The sequence below is a fragment of the Streptomyces bottropensis ATCC 25435 genome (assembly GCF_000383595.1).
GTDB lineage: Bacteria > Actinomycetota > Actinomycetes > Streptomycetales > Streptomycetaceae > Streptomyces > Streptomyces bottropensis.
The window spans coordinates 5869648-5888636 of the sequence record NZ_KB911581.1 but is presented as its reverse complement, the minus strand read 5'-3'; the positions used below and the strand labels follow the sequence as shown (position 1 = coordinate 5888636).

Here is an 18989-nt window from a genome sequence, read left to right as displayed (position 1 = left end):
CTCATCGCTCCCTGACCAGCTGGGCGTACGCGCCGCCGCGTGCCAGCAGTTCCTCGTGCCGGCCCCGCTCCACGATCGTGCCGTGCCGCAGGACGACGATCTCGTCGCTGTCGCGGACCGTGCTGAGCCGGTGGGCGATCACCACACAGGCGCAGCCGCGCTTGCGCAGGTTGTCCATGACGGTCAGCTCGGTCTCCGCGTCCAGCGCGCTGGTCACCTCGTCGAGGATCAGGATGCTGGGCCTGCGGACCAACGCCCGTGCGATCTCCAGCCGTTGGCGCTGACCGCCGGAGAAGTTCCGGCCGTCCTGCTCGACCCGGCTGTGGATGCCGCCCGGACGGCGGGTCACCACGTCGTACAGGGCCGCGTCCCGCAGCGCCTCCACGACGGCCTCGTCCGGGATCGAGGGGTCCCACAGGGCCACGTTGTCGCGGACCGTGCCCTCGAAGAGGAAGACCTCCTGGTCGACGAAGGAGACCGAGGCGGCCAGCGCTCCCCTCGGGATGTCCTCCAGACGCCGGCCGTCGATCCGGATCACCCCCTCCCAGGGGGTGTACAGGCCGGAGAGCAGCCGGGACACCGTCGACTTGCCGCTGCCCGAGCCGCCGACCAGCGCCACCTGCTGACCGGGGCCGACGGTGAGGTCGAAGCCGGTGAGCAGGGGCTTGTCGAGGGGGCTGTAGCCGAAGGAGATGTTCTCCAGCTCCACATGCCCCTGCAGCCTGCGGGTGGACCCGGCGGCGTCCGGGCGGGCGTACAGCGGGTCGGCCCGGAAGTTCTCGACGTCCTTGAGGCGGGCCACGTCCGCCGCGAAGTCCTGGATGCGGCCCGCGACTCCGTTGAGCCGGGTGATCGGCGCGGTGAACCGGGTGACCAGGGCCTGGAAGGCCACCAGCAGGCCGACGGAGATATGGCCCTCGACCGCCCGCATGCCGCCGATCCAGAGGATGAGCGCGCTGTTGAGCGTGGCGAGGGTCGGGGCGACGACCCCCAGCCAGGCGCTCGGCACACCGAGCCGCTGCTGCTCCTCCAGCGTGGTGGCGTGCTGCCCGGCCCACTTGCGGAAGTAACCCTCCTCGCCGCCGGTCGCCTTCATCGTCTCGATCAGCTGCAGACCGGTGTACGCCGTGTTGGTGAGCCGGGCGTTGTCGGCGCGCAGCTTCGCCGTACGGGTCGCGCGCAGCCGGATCACCACCCGCATCGCCACCACGTTCAGCAGCGCCACCGCGATGCCGACGAAGGTGAGCTGCGGATCGTAGGTATAGAGGAGTACGGCGTAGAGGACGACGACGACCGCGTCCACGCCGGCGGCGGCGAGGTCCCGGGCCAGGGTCTCGGCGACCGCGTCGTTGGACTGCAGCCGCTGGACGAGGTCGGCGGGGCTGCGCTGGGAGAAGAAGGTGACGGGCAGCCGCAGCAGGTGGCGCAGGAAGCGGGCGCTGGACAGGGTGGAGGAGATCAGACGGCCGCGCAGCAGGTTGGCCTGTTGCAGCCAGGTCAGCAGGACCGTCAGCAGCACGCACGCGCCCATCGACCCGAACAGCACACCCAGCAGGGAGGTCTGGCCGCCGATCAGGAACATGTCGATGTAGGTGCGGCTCAGCGCGGGCACCGCGGCGCCGACCGCCACCAGCAGCAGGCTGGCGAGGACGGCGGCGGGCAGGGTGCCGGCCGTGCCGCGCATCCGGGCGGGCATGGCGCCGAGGACACCGGGTCTGCGGCCGCCCTCGGCGAAGTCGTCGCCCGGCTCCATCACCAGGACGACCCCGGTGAAGGAGGCGTCGAACTCCTCCATGGGCACGAACCGGCGCCCCTTGCCGGGGTCGTTGATGTGCACACCGCGCCGGCCGAGGCGGCGCCCCATGCCGTCGTAGACGACGTAGTGGTTGAACTCCCAGAAGAGGATCGCCGGCGCCCGCACCTCGGCGAGGGCGGCCACGTCCATCTGCATGCCCTTGGCCGTCAGCCCGTGACTGCGGGCCGCCTTCAGGACATTGCTGGCGCGGGAGCCGTCCCGGGAGACACCGCAGGCGATGCGCAGTTCCTCCAGCGGGACGTGCCGTCCGTAATGGCCGAGGACCATGGCGAGGGAGGCGGCGCCGCACTCCACGGCCTCCATCTGCAGGACGGTCGGGGTGCGCACGGCCCGCCGACCGCCCTTGGGTGTCGGGGGCTTGCGCGGGGCGGCCTTGCGTCTGCCGCGCGTCGGCGGCCGGGCGGTGTCCTCGGACGCGGTCACGGGAGCAGCCAATCGATCGGACGCTCGTCGGCCAGCCGGATCGAACCCGTGGCCATGGTCATGGAGGTCAGCTCGAACGGCGGCCCGTCCTGCGAGGACCACTTGTAGCCCGACTCCGTCGAGGCCTTCCGGTCCAGCCGTACGGTGACGGCCACCGGCCGGCCCTTCGCGGTGAACTGCTCGCCCAGCCGGCTGTCCCCGAGGAACGCGCCGATCGACTGCGGGGTCTGCGCGGCGCGGTCCACCTTCGTCACATGGCCGCGCAGCACGCCGTACCGGCGGGTGGGCGCCGACTGCACGGTCAGGTCCACGGGGGCGTCCTCGGGGATCGAGGCGGCGTTCTCGGCGGGGACGTACACCGTCGCGTAGAGCGGGTCGTCGGCGTCGGCGACCTTCTCGATCGCCGCGACGTCGTCGCCGGTGCGGATGATCCGGCCGATCGTCGCGGCGAGCGCGGAGACCCGGCCGGCCGCGACGGACCGTACGACGGTCTCGCCGCCGGCGGTGGCGACCTTGACGACGGGGGCTCCGGCGGGCAGCCGCTCGCCCTGTCGCGCGAGCACGGCGGTGACCTGGCCGGCCACCGGGCTCTGCAGGATGTAGCTGCCCTGCCCGTGGGTGAGGACGGCGGGAGCGCTGACCGTGGAGGCGACGGAACCCGTGACGGCCCACACGGACGCGGCGGCCATGGCGACCACCGTCACGGACAGCACCAGCCAGCCCTGCGGGCGGGCGAAACGCACCGGCAGGTCGAGTTCCTCCGGTGACTGGAGCTTGGCGAGGGCCTGTTGGCGGAACTGCACGGGACTTCCCTCACCTGCGCGACTCGGGAGGAGGACGTTCGAGCGCCGGAGAGTCCCGGAACCTGTCAGGTGGTTCCGGGACTCAACGGCACAGGGGCTCGATCAGAGACCGGCGACCAGGCTCGTGACCGGGGCGGTGTTCAGACCGGTGACACCCTCGACGGTGCCGACGGCCGTGTTCACCAGGCCGGAGACCGGAGCGACGCCGTCCACCAGGCCGGTGACGGTGCCGACGGCGTTGACGGACAGGCCACCGGAAACGGCGTCGAGGGCGGCGTCCGAGATCTCGGCGGTCTCGACCTGGGGGGTGGAGTTCATGGGGGAACTTCCCTTCGTATAGCTCTTCATAGGGGGGAGCGGCCCCCTTCTGGGGACAGAACGACGGCCGCGCACGGGGATGCCCGCTCTCGTCTCCGAGAGTCCGGCGGCCCCCGCGGTGCGATGGATCAAAGCAGATCGCCGCCGCGCATCTCCAATCAACATGGCCTCCCACCAGCGCACTTGGTGACCATGACGGTTTATCCGTGCAGGGTCGCGCACGTGTTGGGGGCAGCTTCTTCACACGGATCCCGGCATCGTCATAGGTCGTCCATGGCCCGCCGGAAAGCGAAATGGACAGTCCCGCCCCAAAGGCACGGCACACGCCCGGGCCCTGTGCGGAACCGTCGTCGACCGTGACCCCGCCGGGTACGCGGTGTGGAGATTCGCCGAAGCCGGTTTCCGGTCCGACGCCGACGACGCAGGGCCACCGGCCGATCGCCGAATGTGCGGGGCCGGGCAGTCGGCCGCCCTGCCCGCGACGGATCGCGAAAGCGCGTCCGAGGAGGGTCGCAGGAGGGCCGCAGGAGGGCCGGAGGGGTCCGGAGGAGGGCCGCAGCCGTCGCCGCGGAGGGGCTCCGCGGCCCTCGACGGGCCCGTGCGTGCGGGAAGTCGTGACATGGCGGGCGAACTGGGGGCGTAGCGCGCTTTGCGAAATGGAAGACCGGAATCTTTTTGCGGAGCGTTGAACGCCCCACCGGAACCATCCGTACCAACTGGCAACCAGGCGCCCCCAGTTCACCCGCACGACGGCGGTACGGACCCCGTCCCCAGGAGGTCAAGAGTTGAGTCACAAACGAGCCACCAAGCGTAAGGCGTTCATAGCCGCAGGCGGCGTGGCGGCGCTCGGCGCGGCAGCCCTCATCCTGCCCAACGCGATGGCTTCCCAGACGGAGTCGAAGGACGCCGCCCCGAAGACGCTCGCCGCGAGTGACGCCTCGGACCTCGCCTCCCAGCTCCGGGAGGCACTCGGTGACGCGTTCGCAGGCGCGTACTACGACTCGGCCGAGAAGCAGCTCGTCATCAACGTCGTCGACGGCCTCCAGACCGCCGGTGACGACAACAACGTGATCGTCCAGGCCCAGTCGGCCGGTGCGGAGGTCCGTGAGGTCGAGAACAGCTGGTCCGAGCTGCAGAAGGGCGCGGCGACGCTGAAGGCGAAGGCCGGCGTCCCCGGCACCGCGTGGGCGATCGACCCCCGCACCAACAAGATCCAGGTCACCGCCGACTCCACGGTCACGGGCGAGAACTGGGACACCATCGAGTCGGCCACCAAGTCGCTCGGCACGGGCATGGCGACGATCAAGAAGTCCGCCGGCACCTTCAAGACGTTCCTGGAGGGCGGCGACGCCATCTTCGCCGGCGCCGCGCGCTGCTCGGCCGGCTTCAACGTCGTCAACGCCGAAGGCGCCCCGGCCTTCCTGACCGCCGGTCACTGCGGTGTCGTCGAGGCCGAATGGTCGGAGGAGGAGGGCGGCGCCCCGATCGCCACGGTCGACGCCGCGACCGCCACCTTCCCCGGCGCCGGTGACTTCGCCCTGGTCAACTACAACGACCCGGCGACCCAGGCGGCCAGCACGGTCGACCTCGGCAACGGCCAGACGGTCGACATCAAGGCGGCCGGCGAGGCCGAGGTCGGCCTCCAGGTCTTCCGCATGGGCAGCACCACCGGTCTCGCCGACGGCCAGGTCACCGGCCTCGAAGCCACGGTGAACTACCCCGAGGGCACGGTCACCGGTCTCATCCAGACCGACGTCTGCGCCGAGCCCGGCGACAGCGGCGGCTCGCTGTTCACCGAGGACGGCCAGGCCATCGGCCTGACCTCCGGCGGCAGCGGCGACTGCACGGCCGGCGGCGAGACCTTCTTCCAGCCGGTCACCACCGCCCTCGCGGCGGTCGGCGCGACCCTCGGCGAGGCGGGCGCGGGCGCCGGTGAGGAGGCCGCCGGCGGTGCCGGTGACGCCGCGGGCGCAGGCGAGCAGGCCGACGGCGGTGCCGCCGCCGGTGCCGGTGAGGAAGAGGGCGCGGCCGCCGCGGGCGCGGGCGAGGAAGAGGGCGCGGCCGCGGCCGGTGCGGGCGAGGAGCAGGGCGTCGTGGGCGGTGCCGGTGACGCCGGCGCCGCGGCCGGTGCCGGTGACGACGCCGGAGCGGGCCAGCAGCACGACCAGGGCGCCGGTGACCAGGGTGTCGGCGAACAAGGTGCCGGCGACCAGGGCGCCGAGCAGCAGGGCGTCCGGCAGTAGGCGGACACCCCCCCCGCACGTGGACGACGGCCCGGGCTCAGCGGCCACTGATCTCCGGCCCGTCACCCCACGACCCACCTGTCGGCCCACCCCAGCGGTGCGGCCGGCAGGTGGAACGGTCCGGCCCTCCGGCGGGAGGGCCGGACCGCTTTCGTCCGTCCGGTGCGCTCTCGTCCGTGCGGCGAGGACCCCCGACCCGCCGCACGCGGGCGGTCACCCGGCGGCGCCCGTGGCCCGCAGCAACAGCAGGGCCACGTCGTCCGCCCGCTCCTCCGCCGCCTCCGTCTCGCGCACGAGTCGGTCGGCGAGCCATTCCAGGGGCCGTTCCCCGGCCGTCGACAGCCGCTCCCCGAGAGCGGCCAGCGCGTCCTCGATGTCCACCCCGGGCGACTCGATCAGCCCGTCGGTGTACAGGACCAGCACCGACCCCGGTGCCAGCGCCACCTCGGTCGTCGGATACGTCGCCGCCGCGTCGATGCCGAGCAGCGGACCACCCGCGAGGTCCAGCACCCGTACGTTCCCGTCCGGCCGGCGCAGCAACGGCGGCGGATGCCCCGCCCGTGCCATGACGGCCGTGCCGTGCGCCGGGTCGAGCCGCAGATACAGACAGCTCGCGAACAGCTCCGAACCCAGGTCGATCAGCAGCCGGTTGGTACTGCTCATCACCTCCTCCGGTGACTGCCCGACGGTCGTGTACGCGCGGACCGCCGTACGGATCTGCCCCATCAGGCCCGCCGCCGTCACGTTGTGCCCCTGCACGTCCCCGATCACGGCGGAGGCCCGCCCGTGCGAGAGGACCAGGTCGAAGAAGTCGCCGCCGATGTCCATGCCCCGGGTGGCGGGCAGATAGCGGGAGGCGGCCTCGATTCCCGGGATCGACGGCAGCGAGTGCGGCAGCAGCGCCTGCTGCAGACCGTGCGCGAGCTGGTGCTTGGCGTCGTACAGCAGCGCCCGCTCCAGGGCCTGGGCGATCAGCCCGCTGAGGCTGGTCAGCACCGCGCGCTCGTCGGCGGGGAAGGGATGCGGCTCCGCGTACCCGAGCACCCACGTGCCCACCGGCCGCCCCGAGGCGATCAGCGGCACGTACGCCCAGGCGCTCAGCCCGTCCGGGGTGTCCCGCCGCACCGGATACAGGTGCTCCAGCTGCTGCCGGGACTCGAAGAAGGCCGGCACCCCGGTCGTCAGGGCGTGCGCCCCGGGCATCGGCGCCGTGAGCGGGGTGCCGTCGAAGCGCTCCACGAGGTGCGGGTCGGCGTAGCCGCGATGGCCGAGCACATGCAGCCGCCCGGCACGCGAGCCGTACATCACGAGGGCCTGCCCGCCGATGGCCGGGACGATCTCGTCGGCGACCAGATCCACCACGTCCTGCACGCTCACCGCCTCCGTGAGCGCGCTCGCCAGCGCCAGCACGTGGTGGATGGTCACCAGGCGGCCCGGCCCGTCGCTCTCCACCTGCGCGGCGTGCTCGGCCTCGGCTACCGCGCGGGCCCGCGAGATCCGTACGCTCAGCCCGTTCGTCCCCGGGTACAGCCGGAACGACAGCCAGTCGCTCGGTGGTCGGAGCGCCACGAACGACGTCACGTGCTGACTCATCAGCGCCGCCCGGTACCGGTCCTCGTACGCCGGATCGTTGAGCCACGGCACCGACACCCACAGCTGGGTGCCCAGCAGACCGCTCACCGGGATGCCGAGCAGCTCGGCCGTGGCCGCGTTGGCGAAGGTGATCCGCCCGTGCAGGTCGAGCGCGCACATGCCGTACGGCAGCCGCGCCACCATCCGCGCCGCCTCCACCGTGCCGAGCGTCCCCGCGACCATGGTCGCCGACGGCGCCGACAGGTCCGGCTCCGGCAGCACCGGGCGGCCCTCCTCCTCCGCGCGCCGCAGCCGCTTGGCGAGCCGGTCGCAGGCCGAGGTCAGCTGGTCCCGCTCGCGTTCGCTCAGCTCCGGCGGATGGGAGCCGGGCCAGGTGAGGAAGACGGCGCCGTAGGTGGTGTCGCGGGTCGCCACCGGCAACGCGGCCAGGGCGAACGGATAGGGCAGGACCACGGCGATCCGGGGATAGCGGCGGGCCATCTGCTCCTCGCCGCTGACCCACACCAGCCGCTGTCCCCGCACCGCCTCGGAGACGGGGACGGGGGCGCTCAGCCCCACCCGCTCCCACGGCGCGGCGAACGACCTCGGCAGTCCCGCCATGACCGCCATCTCCAGGACCGGCTCGTCCGGCGCCAGCAGATACACCGCCCCGGAGTGCGCCCCGACGTCGTCCATCATCGAGGCCAGCGCCAGGGAGAGCAGCGGATGGCCGACACGGCCCGTCTCCACGGTCGTCCGCCCCGCGGACGCATGGACGTCGGACATGCCCACCACCTCCTCGCACGGCCGCGCGACGGTTCCAGGGTCCAGGCTCCTCCTAGGGGGCCGCCCACGCACGGCGAGCGCCCGCCCGGACGAAACGCTGTACCCCCTCCCGCCCGGCCCATGCCCCCTCGTCTGATGCGCGCGCTCGCGCGCGGGCGCCGCGAGTGCGCCCCCGCGCCCCCCGATGGCTGGTTCTCCGTGCCCTGGCGTGTGGTCGGGGACGCCGACAATGGGCACGCGCTTGGGGCGGAGGACATCGGTGGGCCGGGAGGCGGAGGGCGAACGTGATCGGGGTACTGCTCGTGCACGACGAATGTCTGGTCAGGTCGGTCCTCGCGGAGTGGCTGCGCCAGGAACCCGACCTGGTGGTGTACGACGCGTCCTGGCGCGCGGCGCCGGGCCGTGTCCGGTCCCTGCGGCCGGACGTGTGCGCGGCGGACCTGGACTGCGCCGACGCGGTCGGCATCCCGCCCCTCGGCGACCTGCGCGCCGCGGGCGGCCCCGCCCCCGGGCTGCTGGTCCTGGCCCACGCGGGCAGACCCGGCCTGCTGAAGCGCGCGGCGGAGGCCGGGGCCCTCGGATACGTGGACAAGAAGGGCTCGCCCCGGCGGCTGGTGTCGGCGATACGCGAGGTCGCCCGAGGGCAACGCTTCGTCGACGATTCCCTCGGCTTCGGATTCCTCAAGGCCGCCGAGATGCCGTTCACGCGCCGCGAGCTGAGCGTGTTATCCCTGGCCGCCGAGGGTGCCTCGGTGGCCGAGATCGCCGGCAGCCTGCACCTTTCCCACGGGACCGTGCGCAACTACATGGCCGCCATCACCCGTAAGACCGGGGCGCGCAACAGGATCGACGCCATCCGGATCTCGCAGGGGGAGGGCTGGCTCTGAACAGCGCCCGCCGCGCGGGTGCGGCGGGGCCGGTACGGGGGACCATGCGCCGACCAGGTCCCGGTAGAGCGGCGAGCGGGCCAGCAGTTCGCCGTGCTCCCCGTGGGCGACGGACCGCCCGTCCATGACCAGCACCCGGTCGGCGCGGCGGGCCGAGCTGACGCGATGGGCGACCACCACGAGGGTCGTGCCCGGCCGCCGGGCGAAGGCCCGTTCCGCGCGCTCCTCCGCCTCCGGGTCCAGGTGACAGGTCGCCTCGTCGAGGATCACGACCGGCGCCGGCGACAGGTACGCCCGGGCCAGCGCGATGAGCTGCCGCTCCCCGGCGGACAGCGCGCGCGGGTCGACCTCGGCGGCCGGACCGCCCAGCCGGACCATCACCTCGGTGAGCCCCACGGCCTCCGCGGCGCCCCACAGCTCCTCCTCGGGCACGGGTTTCGGCCGCAGTTCGGCGAGATTTTCGGCGAGGGATCCCCCGAAGACGTACGCCTCCTGCGGGATGAGCACCCGGTGTGCACGCGCTGTGGCGCCGGGTACCGGCTCCCCGCACAAGCGGACGCTGCCGTGCCGGGGGAGCAGCAGACCCGCGGCGAGCCCCGTGAGGGTGGACTTGCCGATGCCGCTGGGGCCGACGACGGCCAGGTGCGTGCCCTGGGCGATGTGGAGGCTGAGGCCGTCGATGACGGGCATGGCGGAGGAGCCGTAGGCGAAGGTGACCGAGGAGAGCGAGAGGGCGGGAGCGGACGGGGTGGGGAGGGGCGAGGTGTGCGGCGGGTCGGGAGGGTGGGGCGGGTCGCCCGGCGGGAGCAGGCGGCGCAGTACCACCGCGAGCCGGGAGCCGCTGGTGCCGAGGCCGTGGACCAGGTTCTGGAGGGCGGGCAGGAGCGACTGGGTGACGTAGGCGAGGGCGCCGATCAGGGCGCCCGCGGTGACGCCCCGGGCCAGGAGCCAGGGCGTGGTGACCAGCAGCAGGACGACGGGCAGGTGGCCGCCGATCGCGAGGGCGGCGACACGGACGACGCCCCAGCGGGCCAGCGCGCGGGCGGCCCGGTGCTCGGCGTCGACGCGACGGCCGGTGTCGGCGGCGACGATGTCCTCCGCGCCGGCCGCCGTGATGTCGCGCAGCCCGGGGCAGACGTCGCCGAGCCGGTCGGCGAGCGCCTCGTCGGCGGCGAGGAAGGTCTCCTGGCGACGGGCCAGCGGCCTGAGCGTCGCCAGGAAGAGGGCCACGCCGGCGACCAGCGGGGGCACCACCACGAGCAGCAGCGGCGGCGCCAGCGAGAAGAGTCCGACGAGCGCCCCGGCGGCGGTGAACACGAACGAGCGCGACACCATCACCAGCCCGGCGAAGGTGTCCCGGGCGATCTCCACCTGCTGGGTGAGCCCGGACAGGGCCCCGCCGTCCGCCTCCCGCACCCCCCGCCCGACCACCCCGCGCACCAGCCGGTCCCGCAGCGGCTCCACCAGCCCCGCCACACACCCGTACACCCGCCCGGTGCCGAACGCCCCGACGACCACCGCCCCCGCCCCGACCCCGAGCCACCCCAGTCCGACGCCCGCCCGCCCGGCCAGGAACCCCTCGTCGAGGGCCCGCGCCGGCGCGTACCCCGTCAGAAACGTCTGCACCGCCTCCAGCACGGACCACAGCACCAGCCTGACGACGACACGCGCCCGGCGCCGGAGAAAGCGCAGGCCGCGACGGGGGAGGCCGGGTGGGGGGAAGGACTGTCCCGGCAGGCCGGCTCCGATGGCCGGCCGGTCGGTCGTACGACGTTCGTCCCGGTCGCCCATCACGAACCGCCGTACGGGGGTGTGTCGTCCTCGGCGGCCTTCGCCCCGCCCGAGCCGGGCGAGGCGGAGACGCCCTCCTCGCCTCCCTCTCCGAACAGTTCCCGGTACGCCGCCGTCCGCCACAACTCGGCGTGGGACGCCACCGCCCGGACCCTCCCCCCGTCCAGCCACGCCACCGTGTCCGCGCGGGCGGCCGTGGTGGCGCGGTGGGCGACGATCAGGCGGCTGCCGCCGGCGGGGCGCAGCAGGGCGGCGGTGATGTGGCGTTCGGTGACGGTGTCGAGGCTGGAGAGGGCGTCGTCGAGCACGAGCAGACGGCTGTCGCGGGCGAACGCCCGTGCGAGACCGAGGCGTTGGACCTCCCCGCCCGACAGGGGGGCGTCGGCGCACGGGGTGGCGTAGCCGTCGGGCAGGCGCCGGACGAAGGCGTCGGCGTGCGCGGCGCGGGCGGCTTCCCGGACGCGGGCGGGGGAGGGCCGGGGGACACCGAAGGCGATGGTGTCCTCCACGGACTCGCCCAGCAGCGCCGGGCGTGCGAAGGCGTGGGTGATCGCCCGGCGCAGCTCCCGGCGGTCCAGTTCGGGCAGGGGCACCCCGTCGAGCCGTACCTCTCCCTCGTCCGGGTCCGTGAGCCGCCCCGCGACGGCCGCGAGCAGCGACTTGCCCGCCCCGGACCGGCCCACGACGGCCAGCGTGGTCCCGCCCGGTACGACGAGATCGACTCCGTCCAGCACGGTGCGCCCCCCGCGCCGGACGGTCACGGAGCGCAGTTCCAGCCGCCCCTCGGGGGCGCCCTGCCCCGGTGGTGGGAGCAGCCGTTCGCCGTACGCGGTCGGAGGCTCGGCCAGGATCTCGGCGAGCCTGTCCGACCCCGCCCGGGCGCGGACGAGGCCCGAGACAAGGCCGACCAGGACACCGATGCCCGCGGCGAGCACCGCGTAGCGGGACGCGGCGAGCAACTCGCCCACGGACAGACGGTCCCGGGTCACCAGGACGCCCGCCGTGGCCACGACGGAGAGCTGCAGCAGGGGTGCCACGGCGGCCGCCCGCGCGGCTGCCCGGCCCTGGACCCGCCACATCCGGTGCCCTTCACGGGAGAGTTCGGGCAGGGGGCCAAGGACGCGGGCGACGGTTCGGTCGGCGATGCCCGCGGCGGCGATCGTGCGGTGTCCGGCGACGGCCTCGGCCAGACCGCCCGCGATACGCCCCTGGGCCCGCTGATAACGCGCGACGCACTCGGAGGAGTCCCGGGCGAGCGCGCGCAGCAGCAGCGCGAGCAGCGGCGCTCCGACCAGGAACACCACCGCGAGGAACGGGTCGATCAGGCCCAGGGCCACCACCGCGCCCAACGGCCCCGCGAGCGCCGCGAGAAGCGCGGCGACGGTGGCGGGCGCCGTTCCCGCCTGGGCCGCGTTCCCGACGAGGCGGGCCACCAGGTCACCCGGCCCGAACCGGCCGACGGCCCGTGGACCCACCGCCAGTACGTGTCCGACCGTGCGGTGGCGCAGCCAGGCGGTGGACCGGGCGTTCGTGGTCCCGGCGAGGACGGTCTCGACCGCGTCCAGGGCGGCGACGGCGAGAACCAGCCCGGCACACCACAGCACCCGGCGCGAGGCGCCGGGGTCGCCGGCCAGCAGCAGATCCAGGGCCCGCCCGAGGGCGAGCGGCAGCGACAGGTTCGCCCCCGTCGCGGCCATGGACACCAGTGCCAGGACCGCACAACGGGGGCCGGAGTGCCGGACGGTGGAGCGCGGCAGGGAGAGGGACGCGGCCGGGCCGGGGGCGCCGGCTTCGGAGAGGGTCGTCATACCCGTCCTGACGTGGGATGACCGGGTGACCGGGAGGACCGGACGAAGGGGCGGAGGCGTGGACGGAGGCCGCACGACCGCCGTGTGACCGTGGCGCGGAGGTGAGTGAGCCCCGGACGGCCCCTCCCCAGGCAGGGGAGAGGAACCGTCCGGAGCCGTCGGCGCGGCTCAGCCGCCGTGCCGGTCGGACGGACGCCCGGGATCACCCGGACGCCCCGGCCGGGTCAGAGGCAGAGCGTGATGCTGGCCGCGCTCACACAGGACAGGACGCTCAGGGAGCTGGGCCCGCCGGTGCCGGTCGTCTCGTCGGCTTCCATCGTCTGCAGGTCGAGGAGTGCCATGTCGATTCCTTTCGGTCGTGGCCCCTTCAGGGGCCTTGGGGACGGGGGTGTTGCGTCACGACTCCGCCGGGTGGCGGAACCGCGTCATCGGGGCCGCCGTCGTAGCGGCGGCAGGAACGGAAGGTGTGGCGTGGCGTCGTCGGCGGCGGCGTGTGCCGCGCCGAGCGCCAGCAGGCAACCCGCCGTCCCGGTACCGAGGTCCATGGAGAGCCGCATCAAGTGGTTGCCGGGGAAGGCCAGTTGCCCCCCGTACGGCATGGAGTGCCAGCCGAGAGCCGCGATCTGTTCCGTCAGCGCCTCGCGCGGGGCGCCCGTCCGGGCGAGGTGCAGGATCATCCCGGCGCGGCCCTCGAACAGCCCCGGCTGGGCGTAGAAGCGGTAGGTCGCGGCGGTCAGGACGCCCGCACGGATCCGGACGAAGTCCTCCGCGAAGTTCTCCACGCCGAGGGTTCCCTGGGCCGTGGCCTCCTCCGCTTCGAAGACGGCCGCCGCGGAGGCGCCCGCCGCTGAGGCACCCGCCCCGGGGGCGGCGGTCCAGGAGCCGTCGGTCCTGGAGCCGTCCGTCGCGATGGCGGCCGCGGCCGTGTAGTCGTCGAGCACCATGCCGACGCCCACGCTCCCGTCGCCGAGATACGGCATCGTCCGCCATCCCTCGTCGACGGCCAGACCGCCGTTCGTCTGCTCGACCAGGCACTCCAGGTCCTGCCGCAGCGCCTCACCGGCCGAGGCGAGCAGCGCGGGATCGCCCGTCGCCTCGTACCGGCGCAGGAGGAACAGGGCGGGCCCGCTCGCGCCGCGCAGCAGGCCGGCGCGGCGGCGGGGCGGAGCCGGGCGGGGCTCGGCGAGGCGGTCGACGAGGAGGCGCGCGGCCTCGGCCGCCCGCTCGCGCAGCCCCGACTCACCGGTGGTCCGCGCCAGCTCGTCGAGCACCAGACCGAGCCCGGCCAGACCCCCGCGCAGATCGGACGACAGCCGGTGCCACTTCTCGGCGAGGATCCGCTCGACCAGGTCCAGGGCCCGCTGCCGGTGGCCCAGCCGGTCCAGGGTCAGGGCCACGCCCGCGAGCCCGTCGTACAGGCCGAGCGGGGTCCCGATCGGCACCGGGGCGGTGTGGTCGAGCAGCCAGCGCTCGCCCTCCTCGTAGCGCTCCGCGCCGACCTCCGCGAGCGCGTACAGGACGCCCGCCGCTCCGTGCGCGAGGCCGAGTCCGCCGCCGTCGGAGAACTGGGCGACGTCCCCGGGGAAGAGCCGGTCGTCGCGCTCCGGCGTGGCCGAGGCCAGGATCGCCTTGACCATCGAGTCACGGCTGTACGGCCAGTCCGCGGGCCCGGCGAGGGGCCAGTCGCCCTCCGGGGCGCGTGTCCCCCGTGCCCCGGCCGGCCGGTGGCCGGCGGCGCCGCCCGCGCGGGTGATCTCCGCCACCGCCTCGTCGAGGAACGCGCGCGGGACGTCCGGGAACTGCTCGGCGATCACCGTGGCCAGATGGGCGGCCTTCTCCCGCTCCACCACGAACAGGGACGTGACCGGCAGGAACAGCGCGAGGCGCAGACACGCCAGGGCGTAGCGGTCGACGTCCGGGCCGGTGCGGTCCGGGGGCGCGAGGAAGCCGGGGTGGGCGACGGTCTGGCGGCCGTCGTCCTCGGCGGGCGCCGCCGCCTCGAAGTCGAGGAGGGACACCGACCGATCGTCGGGCGCGACCATGATGTTGAAGACGTGCAGGTCGTTGAAGACGATCCCGCGCGAGTGCACCGCCGCCACCGCCTCCTCGACGGCCCGGTGCACGTGCAGCGCCCAGGCCGTGTACGCGGCGACCGCGTCCGGCCCGGGGTCCGGGGCCAGCAGGGGGTGCCGTTCGGCGACGCAGGAGTTCAGCGGGCGGCCCTCGACGAAGTCCATGACGAGGAAGCGGTGGTCGCCGAGCGTGAACCAGTCGCGCACCTCGGGCACCACACCCAGCCCGGCCAGCCGCTCCAGCGCGTCCTTCTCCCGCTCCAGCCGGGTCACCGCGTCGGCCCCGTCGGCGGCCAGCCCGGCGTGCGGGCGCCCCTCCTTGAGGACGACCCGGCGGCCGTCACGGGTGTCCGTGCCGACGTACACCCCGCCGCCGTTGGAGAAGTGCAGGGCCTTGTCGATGCGGTACGGCAGATCGCCGACCGTGGTCGTGTTGCGCGCCGCCAGCTGCGGCTCCAGGAACGCGGGCAGGGTCACCCACTCGGGCACATGGAAGGTCGGCTTCCGCTGGTCCGGCACCAGGGTGCCCGCGCCGTCGCGGACGGCCGGTACGAGCGTGCCGCGCTCGTCGACGACGAAGGAGCGGGCGAAGGCGCCGTAGCGGACGTACAGCGGTCCCTCGTTCCAGCGCAGGTCCGTGAGGATGTACGGCCCTTCGTGGCCCTTGAGGAGATCGCCCAGCTCGCACAGGACGAGGTGCAGCTGCTCCTCGTCGGCCGGGTAGACCGTGACGAACTTGCCGCTGGTGTCGCGGGCCGCGTACTTGGCGTTGCGCAGATGCAGCAGATGCGGGCCCGGCACGAACTTGAACGGGATGCCGCGGGGCACGCAGTAGTCCCACACGATCGCCGCGATCCGGTCCGCGTTCCCCCGAGTGGCGGAGGCGTGCACCTTCCATCCCTGGGTGGGCCCGGGACGGGGCCGCCCGCCGTCGTCGACCGGTGTCAGCGTCAGCCAGTCCCCGATCCGGGCGGCCCGCCAGCCCTCGGGAACCGCGCGCCCGGCGGTCGCGTAACCGGGAGCCGCCGCGCCGACGCGGTCGCCGGCCGAGAGCCGGTCCGGTGTCTCGTAGAAGTGTCTGTCGGCGAGCGCGTACGCCTCGTACCGCTTGTCCATGCCGGTTCCCCCGGGTCGTGTGCCGTCGCTCCCTGGGCCAAGTGACGACGAGCCTTCCAGCCCGCCGCGGCGCCCGACAGTCACGGCTGTCACCAGAAACCCGTCACGGCTGTCACGCGCTCACCGTGCGGAACGCACGCGTAAAGATGTGTTCGACGTTCTTCGAAACGGGCAGCCCGCGGCGGGCCGGCGACCCGGCGGAACGGTCCCAGGGGCTGCGCGACCGTGCCGGAAGCGCTGTAATTGCGGACGTGGTCAGTGCAGGCGCTGCGGAACGCGGAACGAGGACGCTGCGTGCCGAACTCGCGCTCAAGTCGCTCGGCGGCCATCTCGATCCCCACGAGCGGCTGCACGCCATCCTCGAACAGGTGCTCGTGTTCACGGGTGCGGCCGTCGCCGCCGTGTACCTCCCGGACGGCGAGGGCCAGGCGCTGCTGCTGGCCGGCTCCGCCGGCGTCCCGAGGAACCTGTACGGACTCCGGGACAGCTATCCGGCGGCGGGGACCACCCCGGTCGCCGAGGTGTGCCGTTCGGGCCGGCGGCGCTGGCTCGCCTCCGCCGACCTCCAGCACGACGGCGACGTCCGCCGGGCCCACGCCGAGGAATTCTCACTGGGCGTGCTGCCGCTGCGTGAACGCGGCTGCCTCGTCGCCGTCGGCGACGGCGCGGACGCCTTCGGGCCCGAGGACCGGCAGTGCCTGGACCTGCTTGCCGAGGCGGTCACCAGCTCCGCACCCGCGCCGCCCGCCGGACCCGGCGCCTCGTTCGACCTGGCCATGGACACCGGGCGGGTGGAGGTCGACGAGGGGCTGCTGGAGCTGTTCGGCATGGGTCCGGACGACTTCGACGGCCGGGTGGAGACCCTGATCGCGCTCACCGTCCCCGAGGACCTGCCCGCGCTGATGTCCGTCGTGGAGGCGGACCACATGTCCATCGGCGACCGGGAGCTGGAGTTCCGCATCCTGCAGCCCTCCGGGGAACAGAAGTGGCTCCGGCTGCGCGGCCGGATCCTGCCCGGCGGCGAGGACCGGCCCGCCCGTCTCGTCGGCACCGTCGCCGACGCCTCCACCCTGCGCACCGGCCGCGGCGACGTGGCCCGCATCCAGCGCCTCGCCGCCTCCCTGGCCACCGCCGGCACGGTCCGCGACGTCAGCCAGGCCGTGGTGACCGCCCTGCGCAAGCCGCTGCGGGCCGACCGGATCGCCCTCGCCGAGCTGGAGGGCGACCGCCTGGTCGTCACCGTCCTCGATCCGCCGCAGCCGGAGGTCTGGCCCGAGGTGTGGCGCTCCGAATGGCGCTACGAGTGGCCAGACGCGCCCGTGCGCACCATGCCGACCCTCGCCACCGCGCTCCGCGAGGGACGCGCCGGGATCTGGCCCGCCGGCGCCGATCTGGAGCCCGCCCTCGCCGAGGTCGGCCCCGGCGGCCTGGCCGTCCTCCCGCTGCCCGCCGGGGGCCGGATGGCCGGGGCCTGTCTGATCGGCTGGGACAGCCCCCACGACTTCGGCCCCGAGGAGCGTGCCCTGCTCACCGCGGCCTCGGGCCTCGCCGGGCAGGCCCTGATGCGGGCCCACGCCTTCGACGCCGAACACGAACTCGTCGGCATGCTCCAGCGCACCCTCCTGCCGCGCCGGCTGCCCCAGCTGCCGGGCGCGGTCGCCGTCGCCCGCTATCTGCCCACCACCGCCGGTCTGGAGGTCGGCGGCGACTGGTACGACGTCATCCCGCTCCCGGACAACCACGTCGCCCTCGTCATCGGTGACGTCCAGGGCCACAACGCGGGCGCCGCCACCCTCATGGGCCAGATGCGCACCGCCCTGCGCGCCTACGCCGTCGAGGGGCACCCACCGGACGTCGTGGTCTCGCACGCCAACCGGCTCCTCATGGACATGGAGACCGACCTCTTCGCCACCTGCTGCTATGTCGACATCGATCTGGAGGAGGGGTCCGCCTGGTACGTGCGCGCCGGACACATCCCGCCGGTGCTGCGTCACCCGGACGGCTCCACCGAGATCAGCGAGTCGGAGGGCGGCCCGCCGCTCGGCGTCGTCATGCGCGCCGACTTCCCGATGAGCCCCCTGCGGCTGGCCCCCGGCACACTGCTGGCCCTCACCACGGACGGCCTCGTGGAGTCCGCCGACATCGACGTGGAGGACGGCCTCGACCATCTCGCCGCCGAACTGGCCGCCGCCGCCCCCGCCCACCTCGGCGTGGTCGCCGACACCCTGCTCGGCGGTGCCAACCGCGACGACGACGTGGCCCTGCTCCTCCTGCGCTACGACGGCATGGCCCTGCGCCCCCAGCGCGAGAACTGGAGTGTCTGGCGGGTCCCCCAGGCGGTCGGCCAGGCCCGCCGCTACACCCGGCGTGTCCTGCGCCGCTGGGGCGTGGAGTCCATGGCCGACACCGTGCTCCTCGTCGTCTCCGAGCTCGTCACCAACGCCCTCGTCCACACCGACGGCCGCGTACGCCTCGATCTCACCCTCCTGGCCGACCGCCTGCGCGTCGCGGTCGCCGACTCCTCCCCGCGTACGCCGGCGAAGCCCACGGTCATCGGCTGGGAGGCCACCGGCGGCCGCGGCATTCTCCTCGTCGAGGCCGTGTCCGCGGCCTGGGGCACCGTCCCCGTCAGCGGCGGGAAGCAGGTGTGGGCGGAGATCCCCCTCGACTGAGGCGGGTACCGGCCGGATCGGCCGGCGGGTCGGTGTGCGTGCGGATACGCGGCCGGGGCCGGGTGCGGGTGCCGGTGCGGGTGCCGTCGCGTGAGGCGCGCTCGGCGGGTGGCTCCAGCGCCGCCGACGGCGCAATGCCCTCACCGGATGCGACCCTGTCTCCGTGCGCCTCCTGCTGACGACCGACACCCACCTGCCCAAGCGCGCCAAGGCGCTGCCCGAGCGGCTTCTCGCCGAGATCGCGGAGGCCGACGTGGCCGTCCACGCCGGCGACTGGGTCGACGAGGACACCCTCGACCTCCTGGAGACCCGTGCACGCCGGCTGATCGCCGTGTACGGCAACAACGACGGCCCCGCCCTGCGCGCCCGCCTCCCCGAGGTCGCCCACGCCGAACTGGCCGGTCTGCGCCTCGCCGTCGTCCACGAGACGGGCCCCGCCCAGGGCCGCGAGCCGCGCTGCGCCGCCCGCTTCCCCGAGACCGACGTCCTCGTCTTCGGCCACAGTCACATCCCCTGGGACACGACCACGGCCACCGGTCTGCGCCTGCTCAACCCCGGTTCCCCGACCGACCGCCGCCGCCAGCCCCACTGCACCTACATGACGGCGACGGCGCAGGACGGCCGACTGACGGACGTCCGGCTGCACCGACTGCCGCCCCGGACCTGACCGAGGACCTGACCG

11 protein-coding genes and 1 pseudogene are annotated in these 18989 nt (G+C 74.2%); 4 read left to right on the top strand and 8 right to left on the bottom strand.

Going from position 1 to position 18989, the window contains the following annotated elements; all coding sequences use genetic code 11:
- Window position 1: 1 nt before the first annotated feature.
- The 3 genes from STRBO_RS0126250 to STRBO_RS0126240 all read right to left on the bottom strand — a co-directional run bounded on the left by STRBO_RS0126250 (window position 2) and on the right by STRBO_RS0126240 (window position 3360).
- Window positions 2-2119 (bottom strand): NHLP family bacteriocin export ABC transporter peptidase/permease/ATPase subunit, encoded by a 2118-nt coding sequence (locus tag STRBO_RS0126250; protein ID WP_237547784.1) that lies wholly within the window; start codon window positions 2117-2119, stop codon window positions 2-4.
- A 116-nt stretch (window positions 2120-2235) separates the two neighbouring features.
- Window positions 2236-3042 carry an HlyD family efflux transporter periplasmic adaptor subunit gene (locus STRBO_RS0126245; protein WP_005484007.1) on the bottom strand — a complete coding sequence of 269 codons (807 nt, stop codon included), beginning with the start codon at window positions 3040-3042 and terminating at the stop codon, window positions 2236-2238.
- A gap of 102 nt (window positions 3043-3144) precedes the next feature.
- Window positions 3145-3360, bottom strand: coding sequence for a hypothetical protein (locus STRBO_RS0126240; protein WP_005484006.1), 216 nt, complete (start codon window positions 3358-3360; stop codon window positions 3145-3147).
- Between the two features lie 785 nt (window positions 3361-4145).
- Here STRBO_RS0126240 and STRBO_RS0126235 point away from each other — a divergent pair.
- Window positions 4146-5603 carry a S1 family peptidase gene (locus STRBO_RS0126235; RefSeq protein ID WP_202500362.1) on the top strand — a complete coding sequence of 486 codons (1458 nt, stop codon included), beginning with the start codon at window positions 4146-4148 and terminating at the stop codon, window positions 5601-5603.
- 213 nt (window positions 5604-5816) lie between these two features.
- On the opposite strand, the gene STRBO_RS0126230 is transcribed toward STRBO_RS0126235, so the two are convergent.
- Entirely contained in the window at window positions 5817-7961 is a 2145-nt protein-coding gene (locus STRBO_RS0126230; RefSeq protein WP_020115095.1) for a SpoIIE family protein phosphatase, read from the bottom strand.
- 164 nt (window positions 7962-8125) lie between these two features.
- Here STRBO_RS0126230 and STRBO_RS42240 point away from each other — a divergent pair.
- Window positions 8126-8764: pseudogene (locus tag STRBO_RS42240) on the top strand (response regulator); the annotation flags it as partial.
- Here STRBO_RS42240 and STRBO_RS0126225 read toward each other — a convergent pair.
- From STRBO_RS0126225 to lanKC, 4 genes are all read right to left on the bottom strand, one after another.
- Window positions 8687-10639 (bottom strand): ATP-binding cassette domain-containing protein, encoded by a 1953-nt coding sequence (locus tag STRBO_RS0126225; RefSeq protein WP_020115094.1) that lies wholly within the window; start codon window positions 10637-10639, stop codon window positions 8687-8689. The pseudogene STRBO_RS42240 and the gene STRBO_RS0126225 sit on opposite strands and share 78 nt — an antisense overlap.
- Window positions 10639-12447, bottom strand: a complete 1809-nt coding sequence (locus STRBO_RS0126220; RefSeq protein WP_005483996.1) for an ATP-binding cassette domain-containing protein — start codon at window positions 12445-12447, stop codon at window positions 10639-10641. The genes STRBO_RS0126225 and STRBO_RS0126220 overlap by 1 nt, the downstream gene beginning before the upstream one ends.
- Window positions 12448-12671: 224 nt before the next feature.
- A complete protein-coding gene (locus STRBO_RS0126215; protein WP_005483995.1) occupies window positions 12672-12788 on the bottom strand; it encodes a SapB/AmfS family lanthipeptide in 117 nt (38 codons plus the stop codon).
- Between the two features lie 84 nt (window positions 12789-12872).
- The gene (lanKC, locus tag STRBO_RS0126210) at window positions 12873-15635 is read right to left on the bottom strand and encodes a class III lanthionine synthetase LanKC (RefSeq protein WP_005483993.1); all 2763 of its coding nucleotides are present in this window, start codon (window positions 15633-15635) and stop codon (window positions 12873-12875) included.
- Between the two features lie 251 nt (window positions 15636-15886).
- On the opposite strand from lanKC, the gene STRBO_RS0126205 reads away from it, so the two are divergent.
- Together STRBO_RS0126205 and STRBO_RS0126200 are read left to right on the top strand one after the other, a co-directional pair.
- Window positions 15887-18307 (top strand): SpoIIE family protein phosphatase, encoded by a 2421-nt coding sequence (locus STRBO_RS0126205; protein ID WP_005483992.1) that lies wholly within the window; start codon window positions 15887-15889, stop codon window positions 18305-18307.
- 163 nt (window positions 18308-18470) lie between these two features.
- Window positions 18471-18974, top strand: a complete 504-nt coding sequence (locus STRBO_RS0126200) for a metallophosphoesterase family protein (RefSeq protein ID WP_005483990.1) — start codon at window positions 18471-18473, stop codon at window positions 18972-18974.
- Window positions 18975-18989 lie beyond the last annotated feature (15 nt).